At 70.4% G+C, this 23,083-nt stretch carries 23 protein-coding genes; 10 read left to right on the top strand and 13 right to left on the bottom strand.

Annotated features, from left to right (window positions below; translation table 11 throughout):
• Positions 1-198 precede the first annotated feature (198 nt).
• Positions 199-1,263 (top strand): class II fructose-bisphosphate aldolase, encoded by a 1,065-nt coding sequence (gene fba, locus HND91_RS14080; RefSeq protein WP_181707226.1) that lies wholly within the window; start codon positions 199-201, stop codon positions 1,261-1,263.
• A gap of 500 nt (positions 1,264-1,763) precedes the next feature.
• Positions 1,764-2,651: a CbbX protein gene (cbbX, locus tag HND91_RS14085; RefSeq protein WP_181707227.1), complete on the top strand. Its 888-nt coding sequence runs from the start codon at positions 1,764-1,766 to the stop codon at positions 2,649-2,651.
• Between the two features lie 317 nt (positions 2,652-2,968).
• On the opposite strand, the gene pqqE is transcribed toward cbbX, so the two are convergent.
• The 9 genes from pqqE to HND91_RS14130 all read right to left on the bottom strand — a co-directional run bounded on the left by pqqE (position 2,969) and on the right by HND91_RS14130 (position 9,669).
• Positions 2,969-4,093 carry a pyrroloquinoline quinone biosynthesis protein PqqE gene (pqqE, locus tag HND91_RS14090; RefSeq protein ID WP_181707228.1) on the bottom strand — a complete coding sequence of 375 codons (1,125 nt, stop codon included), beginning with the start codon at positions 4,091-4,093 and terminating at the stop codon, positions 2,969-2,971.
• The gene (gene pqqD / locus HND91_RS14095; protein WP_181707229.1) at positions 4,090-4,389 is read right to left on the bottom strand and encodes a pyrroloquinoline quinone biosynthesis peptide chaperone PqqD; all 300 of its coding nucleotides are present in this window, start codon (positions 4,387-4,389) and stop codon (positions 4,090-4,092) included. Before pqqD ends, pqqE begins: the two co-directional genes overlap by 4 nt.
• 92 nt (positions 4,390-4,481) lie before the next feature.
• Positions 4,482-5,264, bottom strand: coding sequence for a pyrroloquinoline-quinone synthase PqqC (gene pqqC, locus HND91_RS14100; RefSeq protein ID WP_181707230.1), 783 nt, complete (start codon positions 5,262-5,264; stop codon positions 4,482-4,484).
• Positions 5,261-6,208, bottom strand: coding sequence for a pyrroloquinoline quinone biosynthesis protein PqqB (pqqB, locus tag HND91_RS14105; protein WP_181707231.1), 948 nt, complete (start codon positions 6,206-6,208; stop codon positions 5,261-5,263). The genes pqqC and pqqB overlap by 4 nt, the downstream gene beginning before the upstream one ends.
• Positions 6,209-6,243: 35 nt before the next feature.
• Positions 6,244-6,321, bottom strand: coding sequence for a pyrroloquinoline quinone precursor peptide PqqA (gene pqqA / locus HND91_RS23080; protein WP_139315263.1), 78 nt, complete (start codon positions 6,319-6,321; stop codon positions 6,244-6,246).
• Between the two features lie 121 nt (positions 6,322-6,442).
• Positions 6,443-7,189 carry a trehalose-phosphatase gene (locus HND91_RS14115; protein ID WP_181707232.1) on the bottom strand — a complete coding sequence of 249 codons (747 nt, stop codon included), beginning with the start codon at positions 7,187-7,189 and terminating at the stop codon, positions 6,443-6,445.
• Positions 7,182-8,456, bottom strand: a complete 1,275-nt coding sequence (locus HND91_RS14120; protein ID WP_181707233.1) for a DUF4147 domain-containing protein — start codon at positions 8,454-8,456, stop codon at positions 7,182-7,184. Before HND91_RS14120 ends, HND91_RS14115 begins: the two co-directional genes overlap by 8 nt.
• Positions 8,457-8,603: 147 nt before the next feature.
• Positions 8,604-9,278: a protein-L-isoaspartate(D-aspartate) O-methyltransferase gene (locus HND91_RS14125; protein WP_181707234.1), complete on the bottom strand. Its 675-nt coding sequence runs from the start codon at positions 9,276-9,278 to the stop codon at positions 8,604-8,606.
• Positions 9,279-9,324: 46 nt separating this feature from the next.
• Positions 9,325-9,669: a DUF6496 domain-containing protein gene (locus HND91_RS14130; protein ID WP_181707235.1), complete on the bottom strand. Its 345-nt coding sequence runs from the start codon at positions 9,667-9,669 to the stop codon at positions 9,325-9,327.
• A gap of 230 nt (positions 9,670-9,899) precedes the next feature.
• On the opposite strand from HND91_RS14130, the gene HND91_RS14135 reads away from it, so the two are divergent.
• The 6 genes from HND91_RS14135 (at position 9,900) to HND91_RS14160 (ending at position 15,793) form a co-directional block, all read left to right on the top strand.
• Positions 9,900-10,604 (top strand): DUF4142 domain-containing protein, encoded by a 705-nt coding sequence (locus HND91_RS14135; protein ID WP_181707236.1) that lies wholly within the window; start codon positions 9,900-9,902, stop codon positions 10,602-10,604.
• Positions 10,605-10,770: 166 nt separating this feature from the next.
• Positions 10,771-12,192: a BON domain-containing protein gene (locus tag HND91_RS14140; protein WP_181707237.1), complete on the top strand. Its 1,422-nt coding sequence runs from the start codon at positions 10,771-10,773 to the stop codon at positions 12,190-12,192.
• A 98-nt stretch (positions 12,193-12,290) separates the two neighbouring features.
• Entirely contained in the window at positions 12,291-12,872 is a 582-nt protein-coding gene (locus HND91_RS14145) for an HPF/RaiA family ribosome-associated protein (protein WP_181707238.1), read from the top strand.
• Positions 12,873-13,041: 169 nt separating this feature from the next.
• Entirely contained in the window at positions 13,042-13,485 is a 444-nt protein-coding gene (locus HND91_RS14150; RefSeq protein ID WP_181707239.1) for a protein tyrosine phosphatase family protein, read from the top strand.
• Positions 13,482-14,645, top strand: coding sequence for an FAD-dependent oxidoreductase (locus HND91_RS14155; protein WP_181707240.1), 1,164 nt, complete (start codon positions 13,482-13,484; stop codon positions 14,643-14,645). Before HND91_RS14150 ends, HND91_RS14155 begins: the two co-directional genes overlap by 4 nt.
• Positions 14,646-14,731: 86 nt before the next feature.
• Positions 14,732-15,793 carry an ADP-ribosylglycohydrolase family protein gene (locus HND91_RS14160; RefSeq protein WP_181707241.1) on the top strand — a complete coding sequence of 354 codons (1,062 nt, stop codon included), beginning with the start codon at positions 14,732-14,734 and terminating at the stop codon, positions 15,791-15,793.
• 7 nt (positions 15,794-15,800) lie between these two features.
• Here HND91_RS14160 and fdhD read toward each other — a convergent pair whose 3' ends face one another.
• Positions 15,801-16,616, bottom strand: coding sequence for a formate dehydrogenase accessory sulfurtransferase FdhD (gene fdhD / locus HND91_RS14165; protein ID WP_181707242.1), 816 nt, complete (start codon positions 16,614-16,616; stop codon positions 15,801-15,803).
• Positions 16,617-16,714: 98 nt separating this feature from the next.
• Positions 16,715-17,899: a thiolase family protein gene (locus HND91_RS14170; protein WP_181707243.1), complete on the bottom strand. Its 1,185-nt coding sequence runs from the start codon at positions 17,897-17,899 to the stop codon at positions 16,715-16,717.
• Positions 17,900-18,054: 155 nt separating this feature from the next.
• Here HND91_RS14170 and HND91_RS14175 point away from each other — a divergent pair, with 155 nt between their 5' ends.
• A complete protein-coding gene (locus HND91_RS14175; protein WP_181707244.1) occupies positions 18,055-18,474 on the top strand; it encodes a GFA family protein in 420 nt (139 codons plus the stop codon).
• A 201-nt stretch (positions 18,475-18,675) separates the two neighbouring features.
• Positions 18,676-20,271 (top strand): alpha/beta hydrolase, encoded by a 1,596-nt coding sequence (locus tag HND91_RS14180; protein ID WP_246329486.1) that lies wholly within the window; start codon positions 18,676-18,678, stop codon positions 20,269-20,271.
• Between the two features lie 95 nt (positions 20,272-20,366).
• On the opposite strand, the gene hmuQ is transcribed toward HND91_RS14180, so the two are convergent.
• Complete coding sequence (gene hmuQ / locus HND91_RS14185) at positions 20,367-20,708, bottom strand: heme-degrading protein HmuQ (RefSeq protein ID WP_181707245.1); 342 nt, start codon at positions 20,706-20,708, stop codon at positions 20,367-20,369.
• 104 nt (positions 20,709-20,812) lie between these two features.
• Complete coding sequence (locus HND91_RS14190; protein WP_181707246.1) at positions 20,813-23,080, bottom strand: TonB-dependent hemoglobin/transferrin/lactoferrin family receptor; 2,268 nt, start codon at positions 23,078-23,080, stop codon at positions 20,813-20,815.
• Between the last annotated feature and the right edge of the window lie 3 nt (positions 23,081-23,083).

Below are 23,083 nucleotides of genomic sequence, written 5' to 3' on the forward strand. Positions count from 1 at the left end.
TAATATTAAAGAGTGAAGTTCAGCAGCGTGCGTGACGCGGGATGCGGCCCGGCGGGACTTATCGCCTCAATCCGCCCAAAGGCGTAGATCAAGACGTCACGTTTGTGGGTATTTCATAGCCCGACTGCTTCCGCGCCGGACCGCTTCCGCCTCCCTCCCCTCCCCCGGCGGGCGGCCGGCCAAACGAGAGGATGACAGATGGCCCGTATTACGCTTCGGCAGTTGCTGGATGATGCGGCCGAGCACGGTTATGGCGTGCCGGCCTTCAACATCAACAACATGGAACAGGGGCTGGCGATCCTCGAGGCCGCGGCGGCCACGGATTCCCCGGTGATCATCCAGGCCAGCCGCGGCGCGCGTGCCTATGCGAACGACATCATCCTCGCCAAGCTGATCGACGGTCTCGTCGAGCTGCATCCGGACATCCCGATCTGCATGCATCTCGACCATGGCAACAACGAAGCCACCTGCATGACCGCCATCCAAAACGGCTTCACCTCCGTGATGATGGACGGCTCGCTGAAGGAGGATGGCAAGACGCCGGGCGACTACGCCTACAACGCCGGCATCACCCGCCGCGTGGTGGACATGGCCCACTGGGGCGGCGTTTCGGTGGAAGGCGAGATCGGCGTGCTCGGCTCGCTGGAATCCGGCATGGGCGAGAAGGAGGACGGCCACGGCTTCGAGGGCGTGCTCTCCCACGACCAACTGCTGACCGACCCGGAGCAGGCGGTGCAGTTCGTCAAGGACACCAAGGTGGACGCCCTCGCCGTCGCCATGGGCACCAGCCACGGCGCCTACAAGTTCACCCGCAAGCCGGACGGCGAAGTGCTGGCGATGACCGTGATCGAGGAGATCCACCGCCGCCTGCCGACGACGCACCTCGTCATGCACGGCTCGTCGTCGGTGCCGGAGGAGCTGCAGGAGATCATCAACCGGTACGGCGGCGAGATGAAGCCGACCTGGGGCGTGCCGGTGGAGGAGATCCAGCGCGGCATCAAGCATGGCGTGCGCAAGATCAACATCGACACGGACAACCGCATGGCGCTGACCGGCGCGATCCGCAAGGTGTTCGCCGAGAACCCGAGCGAGTTCGACCCGCGCAAGTACCTGAAGCCCGCCATGGAGGCGATGCGCAAGCTCTGCATCCAGCGCTTCGAGGAGTTCGGCACGGCCGGAAACGCCGCCCGCATCAAGCCGATTCCGCTCGCCGAGATGGCCAAGCGCTACAAGAGCGGCAGCCTGGACCAGAAGATCAACTGAGAACGGGATCGGCGGGGGCCCACGTGGCCCCATGGGTGGGCTCAGTGCGCGCCGCCGACCCTCTACGTGAAAACATCACCCCGGCGAAAGCCGGGGTCCAACCCATTTTGGATTGGTGTCGACGGCGCGGGTGGCGCTCGCGTCGGCTGGATCCCGGCTTTCGCCGGGATGACGACCGAGGGCGGGTGGAGACGGCCGGCGTTCACTTGCCAGCGGTGTCCATGCCTCAACGCCGTCATGGTCCGCGAAGGCGGATCAGCCATGCTATCGGCGGCTCGAAAGAGGAATGCGTGGGTGGTCTGCCTGCGCAGACCATGACGGCGTAAATCGTGATGGGTGCGGCAGCGGCGCGTCGGACGTCTGGTCACACCGGACGGCGACGGAGCCCCTTTCCCTTCCGCGGAAATCCGTGGATGGTCGGGTGATTGCCGATCAACGCGGAAAGTGGGTCCAGTGTCCAGGCCTCCGGTTCCAGCCCTCGCCGCCGAGGCCCGTCTGCCATGACGGGCGCCGTCGACCTTCGCCGCGCCTTCGAGGAATCCGGCGTGGCGGCCGTTCTTGCCGAGCTCGACCGCGACCTCGTCGGGCTGAAGCCCGTGAAGGGGCGGATCCGCGAGACGGCGGCGCTGCTGCTCGTGGACCGGGCGCGGGCGGACCTCGGGCTCGTGCACGAAACCCCGACGCTGCACATGAGCTTCACCGGCAACCCGGGCACCGGCAAGACCACGGTCGCGCTGCGGATGGCGAGCCTTCTGCACCGGCTCGGCTACATCCGCAAGGGCCACCTCGTCTCGGTCACGCGGGACGATCTCGTCGGCCAGTACATCGGCCACACCGCCCCGAAAACGAGGGACGTGATCAAGAAGGCCATGGGCGGCGTGCTGTTCATCGACGAGGCCTACTATCTCTACAGGCCCGAGAACGAGCGCGACTACGGCCAGGAGGCGATCGAAATCCTCTTGCAGGTGATGGAGAACCAGCGGGACGACCTGGTGGTGATCCTCGCCGGCTACGGCAAGCGGATGGAGACCTTCTTCGAGAGCAACCCCGGCTTCCGCTCGCGCATCGCCCACCACATCGACTTTCCGGACTATTCGGACGATGAACTGATCGAGATCGCCGAGCGGATGCTGGCGCGGCAGGCGTATCGGCTGTCGGAGGCCGGCCGGACGGCGTTCGCGGCCTATGTGGCGGCCCGGCGCACGCAGCCCCATTTTGCCAACGCCCGCAGCATCCGCAACGCGCTCGACCGGGCGAAGCTGCGGCAGGCCAACCGGTTGCTGGAGGAGGCGGAAGGGGAAGTCGGGGCGGACGCGCTCTCGACCATCGAGGCGGCAGACATCCTGAAGAGCCGCGTGCTCACCCAAGGGGGGCGGTTGGAGGGGTGAGTGGGGTCGTGAGGGTCGCGGGGGAAGCAAAGCGTGGGTGGCCCGCCTGCGCGGACCATGACGGTCGAAGGGTTGGGCTACGAAGATCGGCCCGATCCTGACGGCGATGCAGATCTGAGGCGGCAAGCGCCCTCCGCGCCACCGACTACTCTCCCTCGTCATGGTCTGCGAAAGCAGACCATCCACGCATTTTTGCTGTCAACTCCGGAATGCGTGGGTGGTCCGCCTGAAGCGGACCATGACGATCGAGGCAGATCGGGCGGACATTGGTCGGCGCTGCATTTCGACCGATCCTGCCCCTAAATGCCGCCCCGCCCTCACATCGTCCGGTACTCGTAGGCCGGGATCTCGCCGACTTCGCTTTCCGCCTCGGTCAGCTGGCGGATCGTGTCGCGGAGCGGCGACTTGATGCACATGGGATCGGTGGCGGAGGCGTCGCCAGCGTAGGCCATGGCCTGGCAACGGCAGCCGCCGAAATCGACGGTCTTGCGCTCGCACGAGCGGCAGGGCTCGGGCATCCAGTCGGTGCCGCGATAGGCGTTAAAGGAGGAACTTTCGTTCCAGATCCAGGCGAGCGGCTTCTCCCGCACGGTCTCGAAGGTGAGGTGCGGGATGGTGGCGGCCGCGTGGCAGGGCAGCACCTTGCCGTTCGGCTCGATGTTGATTCCGACGCGTCCCCAGCCGCCCATGCAGGCCTTCGGGTAGATGGAATGGTGGTCCGGCGGCACGTAGTCGATCACGAGCGTGCCCTTCAGCCGCTCGCGCTCCTCCATGACGACGGCCGTGCAGGCGTCCACCATGGCGCGGGTCGGCAGGAGGGCGGCGCGGTTCTTCACCGCCCAGCCGTGGATCTGGGTGTTGGCGATCTCGATGCGCCGGGCGCCGAGTTCGACCGCCAGATGAATCGTCTCACGCACCTTGTGGAGGTTGCGCCGGTGCATGACGGCGTTGACCGTGAGCGGCAGCCCCTCGGCGCCGATCCATGCAGCAACCTTCATCTTGTGGTCGAAGCCACCGCGGTAACCGCCCACCAGGTCGGCGGTTTCGGAGTCCGTGCCCTGTATGGAGAGCTGCACGTGGTCGAGCCCGCGGGCGGACAGGTCCTTCACCCGCGCCTCGGTGAGGCCGACGCCGGAGGTGATGAGGTTGGTGTAGAGGCCCACCTCGCGCCCAACAGTGACGAGGTCCTCCAGGTCGCGCCGGGCGGCCGGCTCCCCGCCGGAGAAGTGCACGTGGAGGACGCCCATGGCGGCGGCCTGGCGCAAAACGCTCGTCCACTCCTCGGTGGTGAGCTCGTCGGCGCGCTTCACCATCTCCAGCGGGTTGGAGCAGTAGGGGCACTTCAGCGGGCAGCGATGGGTGAGTTCCGCCAGCATGGCCATGGGCGGCGGCACGCGGCGGACGGCCTTCACGGGTTCCGGCGAGACGACGGGCGCGTTCATGGCGCGATCTCCAGCATGCGCTTGTCCAACAGGTCCACGAGCATGCGGCGGGCGTCGCCGGCGATCTGCTCGCGGGGCGCGGCGTACTTCGCCGCCAGAGTATCGACGATCGCCGCGAAGGTCTTCGTCCCGTCCACCTCCTCGAGGATGGCGGCGGCGATCGGGTCCACCTTCACGGCGCGCTCCGGTGCGAGCAGCATGTAGGTCTCGCGCGCCTCGTCGAAGCGAAGACGCACGCCGCGCGAGATCCGCGGCGTCGCCGTATCGGGAAGGCGGTCTTCAGGCGTCGCGGTCATGGGCGTCCCGTGCGGTCGAGGCTGGTGCCTCAGAAGTGCGAATGCCCCCCGTCGGGAGGGTCGGACCAGAGGTCCACCGGCGTGTCAGAGCCCTACTCCGCCGCCTCGCGCGCTGTCGCCATGCCCTCTCCGGGGCGCCAGGCGCCGGGGGCGGGCATGGCCGGGTCCACATACGCGAGCCAGAGCGCGTCCAGCTGGGCCCAGAGCACCTCGGTCTTGAAGGTCAGCGCGCCGAGGGCGGCCTGCTGCTGCTCCACCGTGCGGGCGTTCTCCAGAACGTAGCGCAGCGCGAAATCGGCGTCGCGCGGGGCCTGGTCGAGGCGGCGGCGGAAGTAGGCGATCACGCGCTCGTTGATGAAGTCGTAGTGGCCGAGCATGCCCGAGATCCGCTCCTCGTGGAGCTGGGGCGCGAACAGCTCGGTCAGCGACGAAGCGACGGCTTCCAGGAGCGTGCGATCGCGGACGAAATGGAGATAGGCCTCGGTGGCGAAGCGCGTCGCCGGCAGGGCGCCGCGCTTGGACATCACGTAGTCGCGGTCGAAGCCGAGACCGTCGGTCAGCATGAGCCAGCGGTCGATGCCGCCCTCCCCGCCGTCGAGGCCGTCGTGGTCCGTGATCCGGTGCAGCCACTCCCGGCGCAGCTCCCGGTCCTCGCAGCGCGCCATCAGGGCGGCGTCCTTCTGCGGGATGATGGACTGGTAGCAGTAGCGGTTGAGCGCCCAGGCCCGGACCTGGTCGATCGAGCACTGGCCGCCGTGGAGCTTCTTGTGGAAGGGATGGAGGCTGTGATAGCGCTCCGCGCCGATCCTGCGCAGGGCGGCTTCCAGCTGATCCGGGGACATCGGCGTCTGGTCGGTGTGCTTGGCCATCGTCATGGGGTGACGTCCATTCCGTCGGTCGCGATCTCCCATCCCGCCTCCTCCACCGTCCGGCGCGCGGACGATCCCTCCCGGAGGGCCGGGTTGGTGTTGTTGATGTGGACATAGATCCGGCGCTTGACCGGAATGTCCCGGAAGGCGTCGAGGGACCCGTCCGGTCCGCTCATCGCCATGTGGCCCATGCGGCGGCCGGTCTTCTGGCCGACGCCCTGGGCGATCATCTCGTCGTCGGTGAAGACGGTGCCGTCGAAGAAGACGACGTCCGCGCCGGCGAGCCGGTCCTTCAGGCGGCCCGTCATGCGGGCGCAGCCGGGCACGTAGGCGATCCGCTCGCCCGATGGCCCGACGAGGTCGACGCCGACGGTGTTCTCGCCTTCGAGGTCCGTCACCACGGTCTCGCCTTCCAGATAGAGCGGCACCTTTCCCGGTACAGGAAAGAGCGTCGCGGTGACGCCCGGCACGAGCGCGAACGGCTCGTCGAGGGCGACCGGCTCGAAGCGGACGAGGCTGCGGTCGAGCGCCTGGAAGATGGGATTCTGGTCGATCACGGCCAGGATCTCGGCCGTGCCGAGCACCCGGAAGGCCTGCTTCTCGCGCAGGCCCAGCAGCCCGGTCACGTGGTCGATGTCGCCGTTCGTGATCAGAACCGTGTGAATCGGCGTGTGCCGGTTTCCGACCGAGGCCGGATCGGCCGGATGCAGCGCCGGGGTGCGGATCAGCTGCGTGGTGATCTCGGGCGAGGCGTTGAGGATCGCCCACTCGGCGCCGTTCGCCGTCACCGCCAGGGACGACTGGGTGCGCGGCTCCAGGCCCCTCACGCCGCGCCGGACGTCGGCGCAGTTGGCGCAGTTGCAATTCCATTGGGGGAATCCCCCGCCGGCCGCCGCGCCGAGGACCAGAGCCCGAAGCCGCCCGTTGGCGGCTCCGCGCCCCGTGCTCATCTCGTCACCTTGGGTGCGCGAGACGGCATCGGAAATCAGACTTCCGGCGGGAAGTACATGTTGATTTCCATGCCGACGCACATCTCTTCGATCTTCGGAGCAGTCCAGGCCATTTTTTCCTCCTGTGTTTGGCTGACACAGGGACTTTTTCCCGATCCGTCTCCTCATGCAAATTAAATCGATGTAATGCTGGGGACGGAACGGTCGCGGGTCGGGAGAGCCCTTTCGAACCCGTCACTTATGCAAATCAGCGTAAGTTCTGAGCAAGGTCCAGGTGTCCGTTTCCGAACCGATGGTGAAGGGAACGCCGGGGGCCTTGCGGTGGACCGAGATGCCGAATCCGCCGGCGGCGGCCGCTGCCCGGAAGGCCGGCTCGTCGGGCGTGTCGTCGCCGACATGGACCGGCGTCCGGCCCGCGAAGGTCTCGGTCCTCATGAAGTCGTCGAGGGCATGGCCCTTGTCGGCGTCGAGCGGCACCACGTCGATGGCGACGCGGCCGCGCATCACCTTGAACTCGCCGTCGACCCGGTCGGTGAGGAGGGCGTGCAGCTGGCCGATGAAGGCGGAGCCTTCCTCGTAGACGAAGCTGAGGCCGCCCGGCTTCCACTCGATCTCCACCATGGGGAAGAAGGCGGAGACGTCCTCCACGATGCCCTCGAACAGGCGCCGCGCCTCCGCGGTGAGCACGGGCATGACGCGCTTGCCGGTGGCGAAGCGCCGGTCCGCGCCCTGGAGGCCGCCGCAGGGAAGCACGAGCGGGTGGAGGAAGCGGTCGACCGATTCGATCGTGCGGCCGGTCAGGATGGCGAGCGCACCGCCGAGGCGAGCGCTGAGAGCCTCCAGAAGGGCGATCCGCTCGGGCGTGATGCCGTGCTCGCGCGCATCGTGGGTGGCGGCGATCAGGGTGCCGTCCACGTCCAGGAACAGGGCGAGTCGGTCGGGCGGCGGCAGGCGCCGGCTCAGGTGGTCGATGTCACTCAATCAGGATCGCCCGGAAGTCGTTGACGTTGGTGCGGGTCGGCCCCGTCACCAAGAGGTCACCGAGCGTCTCGAACGCACTATAGGCATCGTTGCCGGCGAGGAAAGCCTTGGGGTTGGTGCCGGTGGCGAACAACCTGTCGGACGATGTGGTGTCGCAGAAGGCCCCGGCGTTGTTTTCCGAGCCGTCGATGCCGTCCGTGTCGGCGGCGAGCGCGGTGACGCCCGGCACGCCGGCGACGCCGATGGCGAAGGACAGCAGGAATTCCGCGTTCCGCCCTCCCCGCCCCTTGGCGCGCACGGTCACGGTGGTCTCGCCGCCGGAGAGGATCACGCAGGGCCGGGCGAAAGGCTGATTGCGCGCAACCACCTGGCGGACGATGCCGGCGTGCACCTCGCCCACGTCGCGGGCCTCGCCCTCGATGGAATCGGACAGGATGTAGGGGGTAAAGCCGGCCTCCCGCGCCTTGGCGGCGGCCGCGTCGAGCGACATCTGGGCGGCCGCGATGACGTGGTGCGTGTCGTGGGCGAAGTCGGGGTCGGACGGCTTGGGCGCCTCGGCCTCCGGGCTGTTCAGCCACGCGAGCGCCGCCTCGGGGAGATCCATCCGGTAGCGCTCCACGATGGCGAGCGCGTCGGCGCGGGTGGTGCCGTCCGGGATGGTGGGACCGGAGGCGACCAGGGCCGGGTCGTCGCCCGGGATGTCGGAGAGGACGAGCGAGATCACCCGGGCCGGGTGCGCCGCGCGGGCGAGCCGGCCGCCCTTGATCAGCGACAGGTGCTTGCGCACGCAGTTCATCTCGTGGATGGACGCGCCGGAGGCGAGCAGGATCTTGTTGACGGCGCGCTTGGCCTCCTTGCCGATCACGTCCGGCGGCAGGGAGAGGAGCGACGAGCCGCCGCCGGAGATGAGCGCGACCACCTGGTCGTCCGGGCCGAGGTCCTTGACGAGGTCGAAGATCCGGCCAGCCGTGGCGGCGCCCTTCTCGTCCGGCACCGGATGCGCCGCCTCGACGATCTCGATGTGGCGGGTCGGATGGCCGTGGCCGTAGCGGGTGACGACGAGGCCTTCGAGCGGGCCATGACCCTTGGCCTCCCAGGCGTCCTCGAACGCGGCCGCCATGGCGGCGGACGCCTTGCCGGCGCCGACCACCACCGTGCGACCCTTCACGGGCGCCGGAAGATAGGCGCCGATCACCTCCGCCGGATCCGCGGCCGCGACGGCGGCGTCGTAGAGGCTCTTCAGGAATGTGCGCGGATCGATGGTCACGTCGTCTCTCCTCCCCGGGATCGGATACGGCTTCCCCGGGCCTATATCATCGGATGCGGCGAGACGTTGCACGCGTCGAGACCGCCACGTGTCGCAGCGGCGATTTGGGGACCTGCGTCACGGGCCATGATCGTGGCGGGCGACGGGCTAGGATCGGCCCGGCGTCGTTCCGTCCGGCCAGCCGTGGGCGCCGATCAGCGGCACGAAGGCGACGCGGCCGAGATCGTCTTCGTCGAAGCTGTCGGGTCCCCGGCGGGTGAGCCGAAGGAGGTCGAGGTCGCCGGGCGCCGGGCCGACCGGGATGATGAGGCGGCCGTCGAGGGCGAGCTGCTCCTTCAGCGGCGCCGGGATCGCCGGGCCGCCGGCGGTCACCACGATGGCGTCGAAGGGAGCGGCATCGGGCCAGCCCCTTGTGCCGTCGCCGACGACGACCTCGACGGTGTCGTAGCCGAGGGCGGCGAGGCGGCGGCGCGCGGTCTCCGCCAGGTCCGGATGGCGCTCCACAGTAACGACCGAGCCGGCAAGCCGGGAGAGGACCGCGGCCCCGTAGCCGGAGCCGGTGCCGATCTCCAGCACCCGGTCGGCGGGCTCCAGGCGCGCGGCCTCGGCCATGAGGGCGACGATGAAGGGCTGCGAGATGGTCTGGCCGGCTTCGATCGGCAGCGCCCGGTCGTCATAGGCCCGGAACCGCTCGGCCTCGGGCACGAAGGCGTCGCGCGGGACCGCTTCCATGGCGGCCAGCACGTCCGGATCCCGCACGCCGGCGCGGCGGATCAGGTCCACCATGCGGCGTCGGTCCTCGTCGCGGGTGTCGTCGGTCATGACGCCCTCCGGTCGGCGGCGGTCGCCCGAGCGGGCGCGATCCCGATCAGGCCTTCAACGCGCGGGCGAGTTCATCCTTGGTCATCCTGGACCGGCCGGGCAGATCCCGCTTCCGGGCCTCGGCGTAGAGCTCGGCCCTCGTTGGTCCCTTGCCCTCAGCCGCGTCCCGGGCGGTTCGTCCCGACCGCTCCTTGCGCTTGGTGTCCTTCAGACGGCGGCGGTTCTCCTCCGGCGACTGCCGGTTGGAGGCGCCGGCCTCGGAGAGCGCGATGGCGATCGCCTGGCGCGGGTTGCGCACGCGCTTGCCGTTCCGCTGCTCCAGTTCGCCATGCTTGAACTCGTGCATGACACGTTCGACGGTTTCCTTCTGCGCGTCGGTCTGTCTGGCCATCGGCGGCTCCCTCGTCGGCTCTCGAGCCATGCTCTCCGCCATCAACGCAAAAGCCCGCGAGCCCGTTCGCCGCCCGCCCGCAACGAGGCCGGCCACCGCGGCGCAAGACGCCTTAAGCTACAGCTAAGTCATTCAGGATTCAAAGGAACTTCATAAGCCGAGGGCCGTTGCCAGCGAGGGGCCGGGACACGGCGCGAGCCGACCGGCCAAACGTTTCCGAGGAGACCTCCATGACCCTTCGCACGCTTCGTCTCGCCGCCCTCGCCAGCGCGCTCGTCATGGCCGGCGTGACCGTTCCGGCGCTGTCCCAGTCGACCCCGCCGACGACGACGCCGACCATGAGCGACGTCCCGATGGAGAGCATGAAGATCGACACGCCGACCTTCCTGCGCATGGCGACCAGCTCCAACCAGTTCGAGATCCTGTCGAGCCGCCTCGCCGAGCAGCAGGCCCAGGACGAGCAGGTGAAGGCGTTCGCCCGCCAGATGATCGCCGATCATACCTCCGCCGGCGAGAAGATGCGCACGGCCGTTCAGGAAGCCGGCCTGGAGATGGCGTCGGTGCCGCAGTCGGAAGCCGACCTGGAGGTCCGCCACAAGGAGATGATGGACACGTTGGCGAGCGCCTCCGGCAACTTCGACCAGGCCTATGTGCGCGCCCAGTACCAGGCCCACGAGGAGGCCGTGCGCATGTTCGAGGCCTACGCCCAGAACGGCGACCAGTCGGCTATCAAGGCGTTCGCCGCCGAGACGCTGCCGATCCTGCAGCAGCACCTGGCGCATGTGCAGGAGTTGCCGGGTGCGCCGACCTCCCCGGCCACCGGCTCCACCGGCGGCGCGCGGACCGAGGGCGGCAGCATGGGCGCCGAAGGCGACCCGTCGATCGAGAACTTCGAGTCCGGCACCGGCTCTCCGGCCCCGTCGGCCCCGCAGTGACGCGGGCGCCCGGCCGAGCGGCCGGGCCGCCCAACCCGATCCCGGCCGCCACGCGCCGCGGCGGCCGGAACAACCGCACGACGAGCGGCGCCCCGGACCCGACCCGCGCGACGGGCCGTCAGCCCGCGCCGGGGGTCCGGCTCCGAAATGAACCATGGAGGACATCATGGCCCAGGATTGGCGCGACGATCGCTATCGTCAGGGCGAGGACCGGTTCCGCCGCCGCGAGGGTGGCGACTACGGCTCGACCTATGGCCCGGGCGGCCAGCAGGGGCGCGGCGACTATGGCCGCGGCGAGCAGCACCAGCAGTTCGGCGGCACGGGCGGCGGCCAGCAGGGCGGCCAGTACGACCGCGGCTATCGCGACTACGACCGCGGCTATCGCGGCGGCGGCTGGGACCGCCAGAGCGCCGGCGGCGCGTCGGAAAGCGGCTGGCGCAACGCCGACGACGACTTCTCCAACGACTATGGCACCGGCGTCGGCGACATGTATCGGGACGAGCCGAACTACGGCAACAGCCGCGAGCGGTCGGGCTTCCCGTCGTTCTCCGGCGGCAGCGGCCGGCCCCAGTCGGGCTTCGGCGGCTACGGCGGCCAGGGCGGATATGGCGGCCAGGGAGGCGGCATGGGTGGCCAGGGCCGCGGCTACAACACCGAGGGCCGCGCCGGATATGGCGGCTACGGCCAGTCCGACGTGGGCGGCTACGGCGCCTCCTACCGGGGCGAGCGCGTGAACATGGACCAGCGCGGCGGCCTGATGGGCGGCGGCATGGAGCGCGGCGGCGGCCTTGCGGGCGGCGGTCGCGGCTTCGCCGGCGGCTATGTCGAGCCGGGCTATTCCTCGGGCGACTTCCGCGGCCAGCAGGGCGCGTTCCATGAGGAGCGCGGCTTCGGCAACCGGCGCGACGACCAGGGCTGGTGGGGCGGTCCCACCGGCGAGAAGCCGAGCTGGCAGCGCATGGGCGACCAGGGCGGATCGGGCTCGGGCGGCTTCATGGGCATGCACCGGGGCCGCGGGCCGCGCGGCTACCAGCGCTCGGACGACCGGATCCGCGACGACGTCAACGACCGGTTGACGGACGACCCGATGATCGACGCCAGCGAGATCGACATCGAGGTGAAGGGCGGCGAGGTGACGCTGACCGGCACGGTGGACAGCCGCCATGCCAAGCGCCACGCCGAAGACATCGTGGAGAGCGTCACCGGCGTGACCCACTGCCAGAACAACCTGCGCATCCGTCAGCAGGAGCGCTCCGGCTGGGGCTCGTCCTTCGGCATGGGCGGCTCGGCGGGCGAGACCGGCTCGGGCATGGGCCGCTCGTCGGGCGGCGCCTCCGGCGGCAGCTACGGCTCGCACACCGGCGGCTCCGAGACGCAGTCGTCCGGGGCGCAGTCGGGCGGGACGCAGGGCGGCAGCGGCCATCGGCTGGGCCAGACCGCCAGCGAGATGTCGAGCTCCGGCTCGCCCGGCACCCAGGCGGGCTCCGGCTCGACCGGAACCCAGTCCGCAGCCGGCTCCACGTCCGGCGCGTCCGTGACCGGATCGAACACGGGCTCGACCGGCTCGACCACGAACCGGCAGCACTGACGACCAGCCGGGGTCCGCTCGCGGGCGGACCCCGACCATGAGGCTCCGGCGCGGGCCGAACGGATCGCGCCGGAGCGGACCCCAAAAGGAGAGCATACATGGACGTTCCGCTGCAGATCGCCTTCAAGAACCTGGAGAGCTCGGAATTCCTGGAGACCCTCATCCGGGAACGGGTCGCCCGTCTGGAGCGCTATCACGACCACATCGTCGGCTGCCGCGTGCTCGTCGAGGTGCCCTATCGCGCGCCGGCCGGCGGCAAGGTGCCGATCGGCATCTCGGTGGAGGTGGAGGTGCCCGGGGCCAAGAGCATCGTCGCCAAGGACCAGGAAGAGCGGCACGACAGCAAGAACGACCACACCGCCGTGGTGAACCGGACCTTCGACAAGGTGCAGCGGCAGCTGGAGGACCACAGCAGCATCCGCCGCGGCGAGGTGAAGGTCCACGAGAGCGACGGCACCACCGGCCGCATCGTGCGCCTCTTCCCCGACCAGAACTACGGCTTCATCGAAGTGGCCGGCTCCCCCGACCTCTACTTCACGCGCAACGCGGTGGTGTCCGGGTCCTATGACGATCTCGCCGTCGGCGAGTCGGTCCGGGTGACCGTGGCGACCACCGAGGGGCCCATGGGCCCGCAGGCGAGCTCCGTCCGTCGCATCGGACAGGAAGCCGAGCTGCGCTGACCGGCGCGGAACCGGCGGGCTCCGGCCGCCCCGGGCTGGACCCGCTTCGGATGGTCCATCTCGCGGACGGTCCGGCCTTCGGGCGCGGCTTCGCGGCGCCCGCTTGGCGACGGTCGGCGGGCTGGTCTATGGTCCGGCCAGTTGATCCGTCATCACCCGAGGACCTGCCATGACCCTCCCCTTCCGGCCGCTCAACGACCGGGTCGCCGTGTCGCCGCAGATCGAGCTGTCCCACGTGGCGGCGGCGGCCGAGGCCGGCTATCGCACCATCGTGAACAACCGGCCGGACGGCGAGGCCATGGACCAGCCGTCGAGCGCGGATGTGGCCGAGGCGGCGAAGGCCGCCGGCCTCGCCTACGTGCACCTGCCCTTCACGGGCGCGGACGCCTCGCCCGACCAGGTGAAGGCGCTCGCGGACATCCTGAACGACCCGGCCGCCGGCCCGGTGCTGGCCTTCTGCCGGAGCGGCACCCGCTCGTCGGTGCTCTATTCGGCGGCGGCCGTCTCGCTCGGCGCGCCCATCGGCGAGGTGATCGCCGACGCCGCCAAGGGCGGCTACGACCTTTCGCCCTACGCGCCGATCATCAACGGCCTCGCCCAGGCGGCCAAGTGACCGCCGGGCCGGCGGCCCGCGACGTCATCCTCGTCGGCGGCGGTCACACCCACGTCCAGGTGATGACCGCCTTCGCGGCCGCCGCGCGCGCCGGGCGGCCATGGGCCGACGCCCGGCTTACGCTCGTCAGCCGCGACCGGGACACGCCCTATTCCGGCATGCTGCCCGGCCACGTGGCGGGGCTCTATCGCCGCGACGACATCCACATCGATCTGGAGGGCCTTGCCGCCCGCACCGGCGCGCGGTTCGTGCGCGGCGCCGCCACGGGCCTCGACCGGGCGGGCCGGCGGCTTGTGGTGGAGGGCTCGGCGCCGATCGAATACGACATCGCGTCCTTCGACGTCGGCATCACGCCCGACCTGTCGGCGATCGACGGTGCGGAGGCGCACGGGATCGCGGTGAAGCCGATCGGGCGCTTCCTGGAGAAGCTCGCCGACCTGAGGGCGGCCGTGGCGAGCCCGGACGGCGGCCGGCGGGTGCTCGTCGTCGGCGGCGGACCGGCGGGCGTGGAACTCGCGTTCAGCTTGCGCGAGCGCTTGCGGGCGGACCTCGCCGCGGCGGGGCTGGAGCCTGGCGGTCTCCAGGTGGCGATCGTCACGTCCGGGACGATCCTGAAGGGGCTCAACGACGGGGTCCGGCGCCGGATCCACGGGGCCTTGAAGGCGCGGGGAATCGCCGTACTGGAGGACCGGCGGATCGCCGCCGTCTCGGCCGAGGGCGTCACCACGGACGCGGGCGAGCGGATTCCGGCGGACGCGGTGGTGATCTCCACCAAGGCGCGGGCGCCGTCATTCCTGGAGCGCCTGGGCCTGCCGACGGCCCGGGACGGCACGCTCCTCACCCGGTTCACCCTCCAGACCCTGACCGACCCGGCCGTCTTCGCCGTCGGCGACTGCGCGACCGTCGCCAACGAGCCGACCGAAAAGGCCGGCGTGTTCGCCGTCCGCCAGGGCCCGGTGCTGGCCGACAACCTCCGCCGGGCCCTCGCGGGCGAGCCGCTGCGGCCGTACCGCGCCCAGACCGACTGGCTCGTCCTGATGACCACCGGAGACGGCCACGCCATCGGCGGCCGCGGCGACCGGATCGCCGTGGGCGGCCGCTGGGTCTGGTGGTGGAAGGACCGCATCGACCGTCGGTTCATGCGCCGGTTCGCGGGGTGAGATCGCACGGGCAGCAATCGGTTTGCTGACGCATTTCCGGTGTGGTTGACTGGAGTTCTGCCTCGCCACCGTCGGTAGGACCACTCGTGACCCTTACGCCTCTTACTCTCCACGACCGGATCTTCGGCTGCCTGATCGGCGGCGCTTGCGGTGATGCGCTCGGCGCACCTGTGGAATTCCTCCACATTCCGGAGATCCGGCGCGTCTACGGAGATCGAGGGATCACGGATTTCGACACTGCTTATGGCGTGTTCGGCGCGATCACTGACGACACGCAGATGACGCTGTTCACCGTGGAGGGCCTTATCCGAGCCGAGGTGCGCTTTTCCCTAAAGGGGATCTGTCATCCACCGGCAGTCGTCCATCACGCCTACCAGCGTTGGTACGCAACGCAGCAGAACGGGTATGACGATAATCCAGAGTTACTCGACCTCGACGGGTGGTTGATTAAGGAGCGACGGCTGTGGTCGCGGCGCGCGCCAGGAAACACGTGTCTGTCTGCGCTGAAGACCAATCGCTCTCTGAGCGAATCAGCCAAGAACGACAGCAAAGGCTGTGGCACCGTCATGCGGGACGCCCCGTTCGGGTTTCTGCCGGACGTGGAGCAAGCATTCCGGTTCGCGGTCCAGACCGCGCGGACAACCCACGGACATCCCTCGGCCGCTTTCTCGTCGGGCGCGCTGGCCCTGATGATCAACAGCCTGGCCAAGGGGTGCTCGTTGCCCGATGCCGTTCAGGCTGCTCTCGTCCGTCTGCGAGGAGAAGATGGGGCGGGCGAGGTGGTGGAGTCGGTTCGGAAAGCTCTCGACATCGCCGGTCAGCCTGACTGGCGACAGCGCCTGCCCGAAGTCGGTCGCGGCTGGGTGGCCGAGGAGGCGCTTGCCATTTCGGTTCTGTGTGCTCTGGCGGCCGACACTCCAGAGGAGGCGCTGATCGCGGCCGTGAACCACGATGGCGACTCGGACTCCACCGGCGCCATCGCCGGCAATCTCCTCGGCACGCTTCACGGCTCGGCGGCGTTCCCGACCCGGTGGACCGAGCGGGTGGAACTCGCGGACGTGATCGCGGCCCTTTCGGCCGACTTCGCCACCATGATCGAGGGCCGTCTCGACGCGGAATCGGTCTGGGACCGCTATCCGGGACACTGACCCGCCCTCACGCAGTGGCCGTGGCGGGCTCGGGCGCGGGGATGCGGTGGGGGTGGGTGAAGACCTCGAAGGTGTCGCCGCGGACGATGGCCGCCAGGGTGATGCCGGCGGCTTCGGCGGTGCGGACGGCGAGCGCGGTCGGGGCCGAGATGGCGGCGAGCACGGGGGCGCCGAGGACGGCGGTCTTCTGCACCATTTCGATGGAAACGCGGCTGGTGATCACCACGATGCCGTCGGCGGTCGGGATCTTTTCGCGGGCGGTGAAGCCGATCAGCTTGTCGAGGGCATTGTGGCGGCCGACGTCCTCCCGGACGGCGATCAGGCCCTCGCCCCGCCGCCAGAAGCCGGCGGCGTGGGTGGCGCGGGTGGCGTGGCCGAGCGACTGGCGGTCGGACATGGCGTCCATGGCGGAGACGACGTCCTCGCGCCGGACGCTGCCGCCCGCCTGCACCAGACGCGCCGGCGCGCAGGCCGCCTGCAGGCTTTCCACCCCGCAGAGGCCGCAGCCGGTGGGGCCGGCGATCAGCCGGCGGCGTTCGACGACCACCCGCCCCATGTTGGGCGCCAGCCACATGCGGAGCTCGAACCCCTCGTCATGCTCCACGATGTCGAGGTCGCGGATGTCGGACGGGTCGGCGATCACGCCTTCGCTGAGGGAGAAGCCGACGGCGAAATCCTCCAGGTCGGCGGGGGTCGCCATCATGACCGCGTGGGTGGAGCCGTCGTGCACCAGGGCGATCGGCGTCTCGTCCGGCACCACCCGGTCGCGCGCCTCGCGGGCGTCGGGGGCGAGGCGGAGGGTGTCGACGCGGACGGACGTCATCGGGGCTTCCTCGGGTTCTGATGCTTCCGGGGAATGTAAGGGCCCGGAGCGGCGGTGGGTAGCCCGGCCGGTGGGCCGGGCCGCCGCAGGCCGCCGCGTCAGAGGGTCTCGACCGCGAGCGCGATGCCCTGGCCGCCGCCGATGCAGAGGGTGACGATGCCGCGCTTCAGCCCGTCGCGCCGCATGGACTGGAGAAGCCGGGTGGTGAGCACCGCGCCCGTGGCGCCGATCGGGTGGCCGTGGGCGACCGCGCCGCCCTCCACGTTGACGATCTCCTCCGGGAAGCCGACGGCCCGGAGCACCGCGATGGCGATGGCCGCGTAGGCCTCGTTGATCTCCACCCGGTCCACGTCGGCCAGCGTCCAGCCGGCGCGCTCGAGCGCCTGGTGGACCGCCGGCACCGGGCCGAGGCCGAACATGTCCGGCTCCACGGCGGCGAGTCCGGTGGCGACCAGGCGGCCGAGCGGCCGAAGCCCCTCCCGCTCGGCGAAAGCCCGGTCGGCGACGATCATGGCCGAGGCGCCCGCGTTGAGGCCGGGGGCGTTGCCGGCCGTGATGGTGCCGTCGTCCCGGAAGGCGGGCTTCAGCCGGGAGAGCGTCTCCGCCGTGGTGTCCGGCCGGGGCGCTTCGTCGTCGGACACGGTGACGTCGCCCTTGCGGCCCTTCACGGTGACCGGGACGATCTCGTCGGCGAAGGCGCCCGCCGACCGGGCCGCGGCGAAGCGTTGCTGCGAGCGGGCGGCCCAACGGTCCTGCGCCTCGCGGCTGATGTCCATCCGGCGGATCAGGTCCTCCGCGTGCCAGCCGGAATGTCGGCCGGAGAAGGCGTCGTGGAGGCCGTCGAGGAGCATGGCGTCCAGCACCTCGCCGGGGCCGAGCCGGAGGCCGAAGCGGCCGCTGGGAAGAAGGTAGGGGGCGCGGTCCATGTTCTCCATGCCGCCGGCCAACATGGCATCGGCGAACCCGAGCCAGACCTCGCGGGCGGCGGCGGCGATGGCCTCGGCGCCCGAGCCGCAGACCCGGTTGACGCTGACCGCCGGCACGGAGACCGGCACGCCGCCGCCGATCGCCGCCTGGCGCGACGGGTTCATGCGGTTGCCGGCCTGGACCACGTTGCCCATCACCACGCCGGAGAGGCGCGACGGGTCGAGACCGGAGCGTTCGAGGGTGGCGCGGATCGCGGCGGCGCCGAGGTCGGTGGCCGGCACGCCGGCGAAGGCGCCGTTGAAGCCGCCGATCGGCGTGCGGACGGGACTGACGAGCACGACGTCACGGGTGGTCATGAACTGCTTCCTCCCTTTCGCCCCCGCCCGACTGTGCGCAATGGGAACGGTCCCGTCCAGCCGCCAAAGGAGGGATGCGGCCATGCTTCCTGTTGAGAAGCGTCCGGCGCATGCTCAAGGTGGCGCCGAGGCTTTCGAGCGGTGGAGCGTGCGGCATGACGGACCAGCAAAGGACCAGGGCGTCGAAATCGAAACCGGTGTACGTCGGGGGTTGCCTGTGCGGGGCGATCCGCTTCGAGGCGATCGGCCCGGCGGACAAGCCGCACACCTGCTCGTGCCGCATGTGCCAGCGCCACTCGGGAGCGCTCACGACGGCGTGGGTGGAGTTCGCCAAGGACAGGGTGCGCTGGACCGGGGCCGGCGGAGCGCCGGCCCTGTGGCGCTCCTCGGACGCTTCGAGCCGCGCCTTCTGCCCGGCCTGCGGCAGCACTCTCGGGGCGGTGGACGACGCGCCCGTGGTCGCCCTCATGGTCGGCGTGTTCGACACCCCGAAGGCGCTGACTTTAATGCCGACGCGGCACAGCCACAAGGCGGGCCGGCCGCGCTGGTGGCATGTGGAGTGCCGGGCGGACTGACCACTCGATCGTGCATCCTCCCCCGCGTATCCTGGCATACACACCCGGAAAGTTCCGGACCGGAGCGCCTGGAATCATCAAAAGTCCGCACACCGAAACGTGTGAGACGCCCGGGTCGGCGGGTCGGAACGCCTATCCCGGGCCACCCGTTCTTCAGGCGAGCGCGCCTTGCCAAAGGCGCGCATGAGCCTGGAGGCCATCATGAAATCCCTGTCCTTCCCGGCGTTCGCGATCGCCCTCTCCGTCGGCGTTTCGAGCATCGCCATCGCCCAGACCACCGTGCCGGGCGCCACCACGGTCAACCCGACCGAAACCGAGAACGACGCCGGCACCATCGAGCAGATGACGCCCGGCAACGAGCCGGTCACCGGCGTGCCGAACGCCCGGCCGCGCGGTTCCGCGTCGGGCGGGTCCGGGACGGGCGGGTCCGGGTCGGGCGGCACCACCGCCGCCGAGAGCGCCGCCATCGCGGCCGACCCGATGGCGCGCGCGGACGACGACATGAAGGCCGTGCTCGATGCGCTCGCCTCGCTCGACCCCAAGCCAATCGCCGAGCTCTCCCCGGAGGAGGCCCGCCGGCAGCCGTCGCCGGCCGACGCGGTGAAGAAGGTGCTCGAGGGCCGGAACCAGGGGCAGGATCAGGCGCAGGCAGAGGGCGGCCAGGCCGCCGCGCCCGAGGGCGGGGTCACCACCGAGGACGTGAGCTTCCCGGGCGCCGAGACCGAGATCCCCGCCCGCATCTACAAGCCGGAAGGCGCGAGCGGACCGCTTCCCGTGGTGCTCTACTTCCACGGCGGCGGCTGGGTGATCGCCGATCTCGACACCTATGACGCGACGCCCCGGGCCATGGCCGAGGCGGCCAACGCCATCGTGGTGTCGGCCCACTACCGGCAGGCGCCGGAGCACAAGTTCCCGGCCGCCCACGACGACGCGGTGGCGGCCTACCGGTGGGTGCTGGAGAAGGCCGAGAGCTGGGGCGGCGACCCGGCCAAGATCGCCGTGATGGGCGAGAGCGCCGGCGGCAACCTGGCCATCAACGTCTCGATGGCGGCGCGCGAACTGAACCTGCAGATGCCGGTGCACCAGGTGCTGGTCTACCCGGTGGCGGGCGTCGACACGAACACCAAGTCCTACATGGAGAACGCCGACGCCAAGCCGCTGAACAAGCCGATGATGGAGTGGTTCGTGAAGCAGGTCGTCGCCAACGAGAGCGACAAGCAGGACCCGCGGATCAACCTCGTCGGCGAGGCGGACATGTCGGGCCTGCCGCCGACCACCCTGATCACCGCCGAGATCGACCCGCTGCAGACCGAAGGGCAGCAGCTGGCGAACAAGCTCCAGGAGGCCGGCGTGCCGGTGAACGGGCGCACCTACCTGGGCGTGACCCACGAGTTCTTCGGCATGGCTGACGTGGTGGCGGACGCCAAGGACGCCCAGGAGCTCGCGGCGGCCGACCTGAGGGCGGCGTTCGAGAAAACCCCGTCGGGCGTCACGAAAACCGGCAGCGCCGACGGCGCCGCGCCGGAGACCGACGCGACCACGGCGGGCGCGCCCGCTCCGGAGGCCGACATGAACGCGGGCGCTCCGGCCACCGGCCCCGCGCCGTCCGGCACGGCCGCCGGCGGCTCGGCGACCGGGACGACCCCGAACACTGGCGCCGTGACCCCGCCGCCGCCCACCGACCGTCCGGACACCCCGGACGCGCCGACCCCGGCCGACCGGCCGACGCCGAGCGCCTCTCCGGAGCCCGGCCCGGTGCCGCCGGAGACCCCCGAGGAGCGCCCGGCACAGCCGTAACCCTTCGGGCTCGGCCTGATCTGCCAAGCGAGCGGCCGTCGGACATCCCTGTCCGGCGGCCGTTTTGCGTTCGCGGTGTCAGGCGGGACGACGCCTCAGGCGGCGTCGCCGACGCGCGAGCCGTCCTTGCCTTCGATGATGACGGCCTCGAAGCCTTCGAACTGCGGTCCGCCGAGATAGAGCGGCTTGGTGCCGCCGGCGCGGGCGTGCGCCTGCCGGAACTGCTCCGACCTGGTCCAGGCCACGAAGGCCTCGTGGCTCTCCCAGATGGTGTGGGACGCATAGAGCGTGTGGTCGTCGTGCGCCGGGCCGCGCAGGAGGTGGAACTCGACATAGCCCGGCACGGTGTTCAGGTGCCGCTCGCGCGTCTTCCACATCGTCTCGAAGGTTTCTTCCTCGCCACGGATCACCCGGAAGCGGTTCATCGCAATGTACATGGATCGGGCCTTTCGGTTTTGCATCGAGGGTGAGCATTTCATCCTGTCCCCGAGGGGACGGATCTGCGAACCGTCTCTCGTCCGGCTACAAGCGGCTGTTCCGGTCAGAACGCATAGGTGGCGGTGAGTTTGAACGAGCGGCCGGGTTCGGAATAGTACTCCACCGGCTGGGCCAGGCGGCCTGCGGCATTGGGGTCGGGCACGTTCAGGGCGTCGTAGTAGGTCTGGTCGAAGAGGTTGTAGACGCCGGCGGCGATCTTCAAGCCCTTGACCTGCTCCGGCTCCCACCAGCCGGTGAGGTCGACCACCCCGTAGCCGGGTGCCTTGAAGCCGGTGTTCACGTCGTCGCGCGCGGCGGCGAGTTTGGTGGAGACGTCGACGCCCCACGTCTCGGTGGCGTAGCCGAGGCCGAGGACGGCCTGGAGCGGCGGGATGCTGTCCAGATAGGCGCCCGTGTCCTCGTTCGTGCCGCGCTGGAAGGCGAGCGACGCGAAGGCGTGCCAGCGCTCGGCGATGTCCACCGACGCGCTCGCCTCGATGCCGTAGATCCGGGCGTTGGCGATGTTCTCGTAGCCGGTGATGCCGGCCTGCGGGTAGAGCCCGCCCGGCGGGGCGATCTGCACGGTATCGATGAAGTTCTCATAGCGGGTGTCGAACACGGCGATCCGCCCGTCGACGCGCTCCCCGTCGAAGCGGGCGCCGACCTCGAAGCCGTCGCTCGTCTCCGGCTCGAGGTCCGGGTTGCCGGTCCGCAGGTAGGTGCCCACCGCGCCGAAGCGGAGATAGAGCTCGTTCACGGTCGGCGCGCGGAAACCGGCCGCGTACTGGGCATAGACGGTGAGCGCGTCGGTGACGTCATATTCGGCGAGGAGCTTCGGCGAGAGCGCCCAGTCGCTGGACGAGGGCGGCAGCGCGCCCGTGAAGGCGGCGCTGTCGGCATAGTCCCGTGTCAGCTTGGGATCCTCCGAATACCAGTCGAAGCGAAGGCCCGGCGTCAGCCGGGCATGGCCGTCGAGGAAGCCGATCTCGTCCTGGACGAACACGCCCACGGACCGGCTGTCCACGGTCGGCATGTCGGCCTGGTTGGTGTGGAGATTGTTGCAGGCGAAGAAGCGACCCGTATAGGGACCGGTCGCCGGGCAGGAATCCCGGCCGGCGGAATACTGGGTCGTTTCGCCGGCGAAGAGATCGAGCCCGGCGGTCACCGCGTGCCGGACGGCGCCCGTCTCGAACCGGGCGGTGGCGTCGCCGTTGAAGCCGAAGCCCGTATCCTCCACGTCGTTCTCGCGGGTGAACGGGCCGATGACGGAGGTGGACCGGTAAGCGTCCACCGTGGCGGTGCGGACGAGGCGCTGCCAGTAGACGACCGCGCGGGCGGCGTCGAGGAGCGCGTCCTCCGGGGCGTCGAACGCGTAGTCGAGCGACACGCGCTGGCGCTCCACCGCCTCGCCGTTGCGATAGCCGCCAGGGCGGAAGTTGCCGGCGAGCGTCTGGGTGGTGCGGCCGTCGAAATCCTGGTCGCGGTCGAAGATCTCGCCAGTAAGGCCGACCACATGGCCGCCGTCGAAATGCTGGCGGAGCTTGGCGAGCCCGCTGACCTGGTCGTAGTCCTGCGGGTTCGGCTCGGACCGGGTGGGGCCGACGCCGCCGACCGTGCCCTGGTTGTCGGTCTCGTGGCCGCGCCGATAGCCGCCCTGGACGAGCAGGAAGGTGTCCGCCACCCGGGTCGCCACCGCGGCGTTGGAGAACCAGCTGCGGTCCACGGTGTCGAAGCCGGTCTTGGTCAGGACGCCGAGGGTCTTGTCGCCGGGCAGGAGATCCTCCGGGTCGAGGGTGCGGACCGCCACCACGCCGCCGAGAGCGCCGGAGCCGAAGGTGCTGCTGTCGGCGCCGCGCATCAGGTCGAGCGTGGAGAGGCTGTCGAAGTCGAAGCTGTCCGTGCCGCCGTTCGCCTGCCGGGCGCCGTCCTGCAGGTAGGGAATGCGGATACCGTCGATGGTGGTGAGCACGCGCGGGCCTTCCAGGCCGCGGATGTTCACGCTGTTGGTGCGCCGGTTGAAGCTGATGCCGGATTCGCGCCGGGCAAGGTCCGTGAGGCTGCGGACCTGGGCGCGGTCGAGCGTTTCGCGCCTGTCGGTGGTGGTGGACGGCAGGGCGCCCGGCGCGGCCGGGGCGGCGCCCTGGAGGGTGACGGGGTCGAGCGCCACCGGCGCGTCGCCCGCGCCTTCCCCGTCCGCCGTCGCGACCGGTTGGGCCGGGGTCGGCGTCTGGGCGATCGCGACCGCCGGCAGGAGGACGACGGCGGCCGACGCCAGGAGAGACAGGCGGACCAGGAGACGGGCACGAACGACGGACGGGGACGGGGCTGTCATGGG

Source organism: Chthonobacter rhizosphaerae (assembly GCF_013839525.1).
In the GTDB taxonomy this organism is placed as follows: Bacteria; Pseudomonadota; Alphaproteobacteria; order Rhizobiales; family Pleomorphomonadaceae; genus Chthonobacter; species Chthonobacter rhizosphaerae.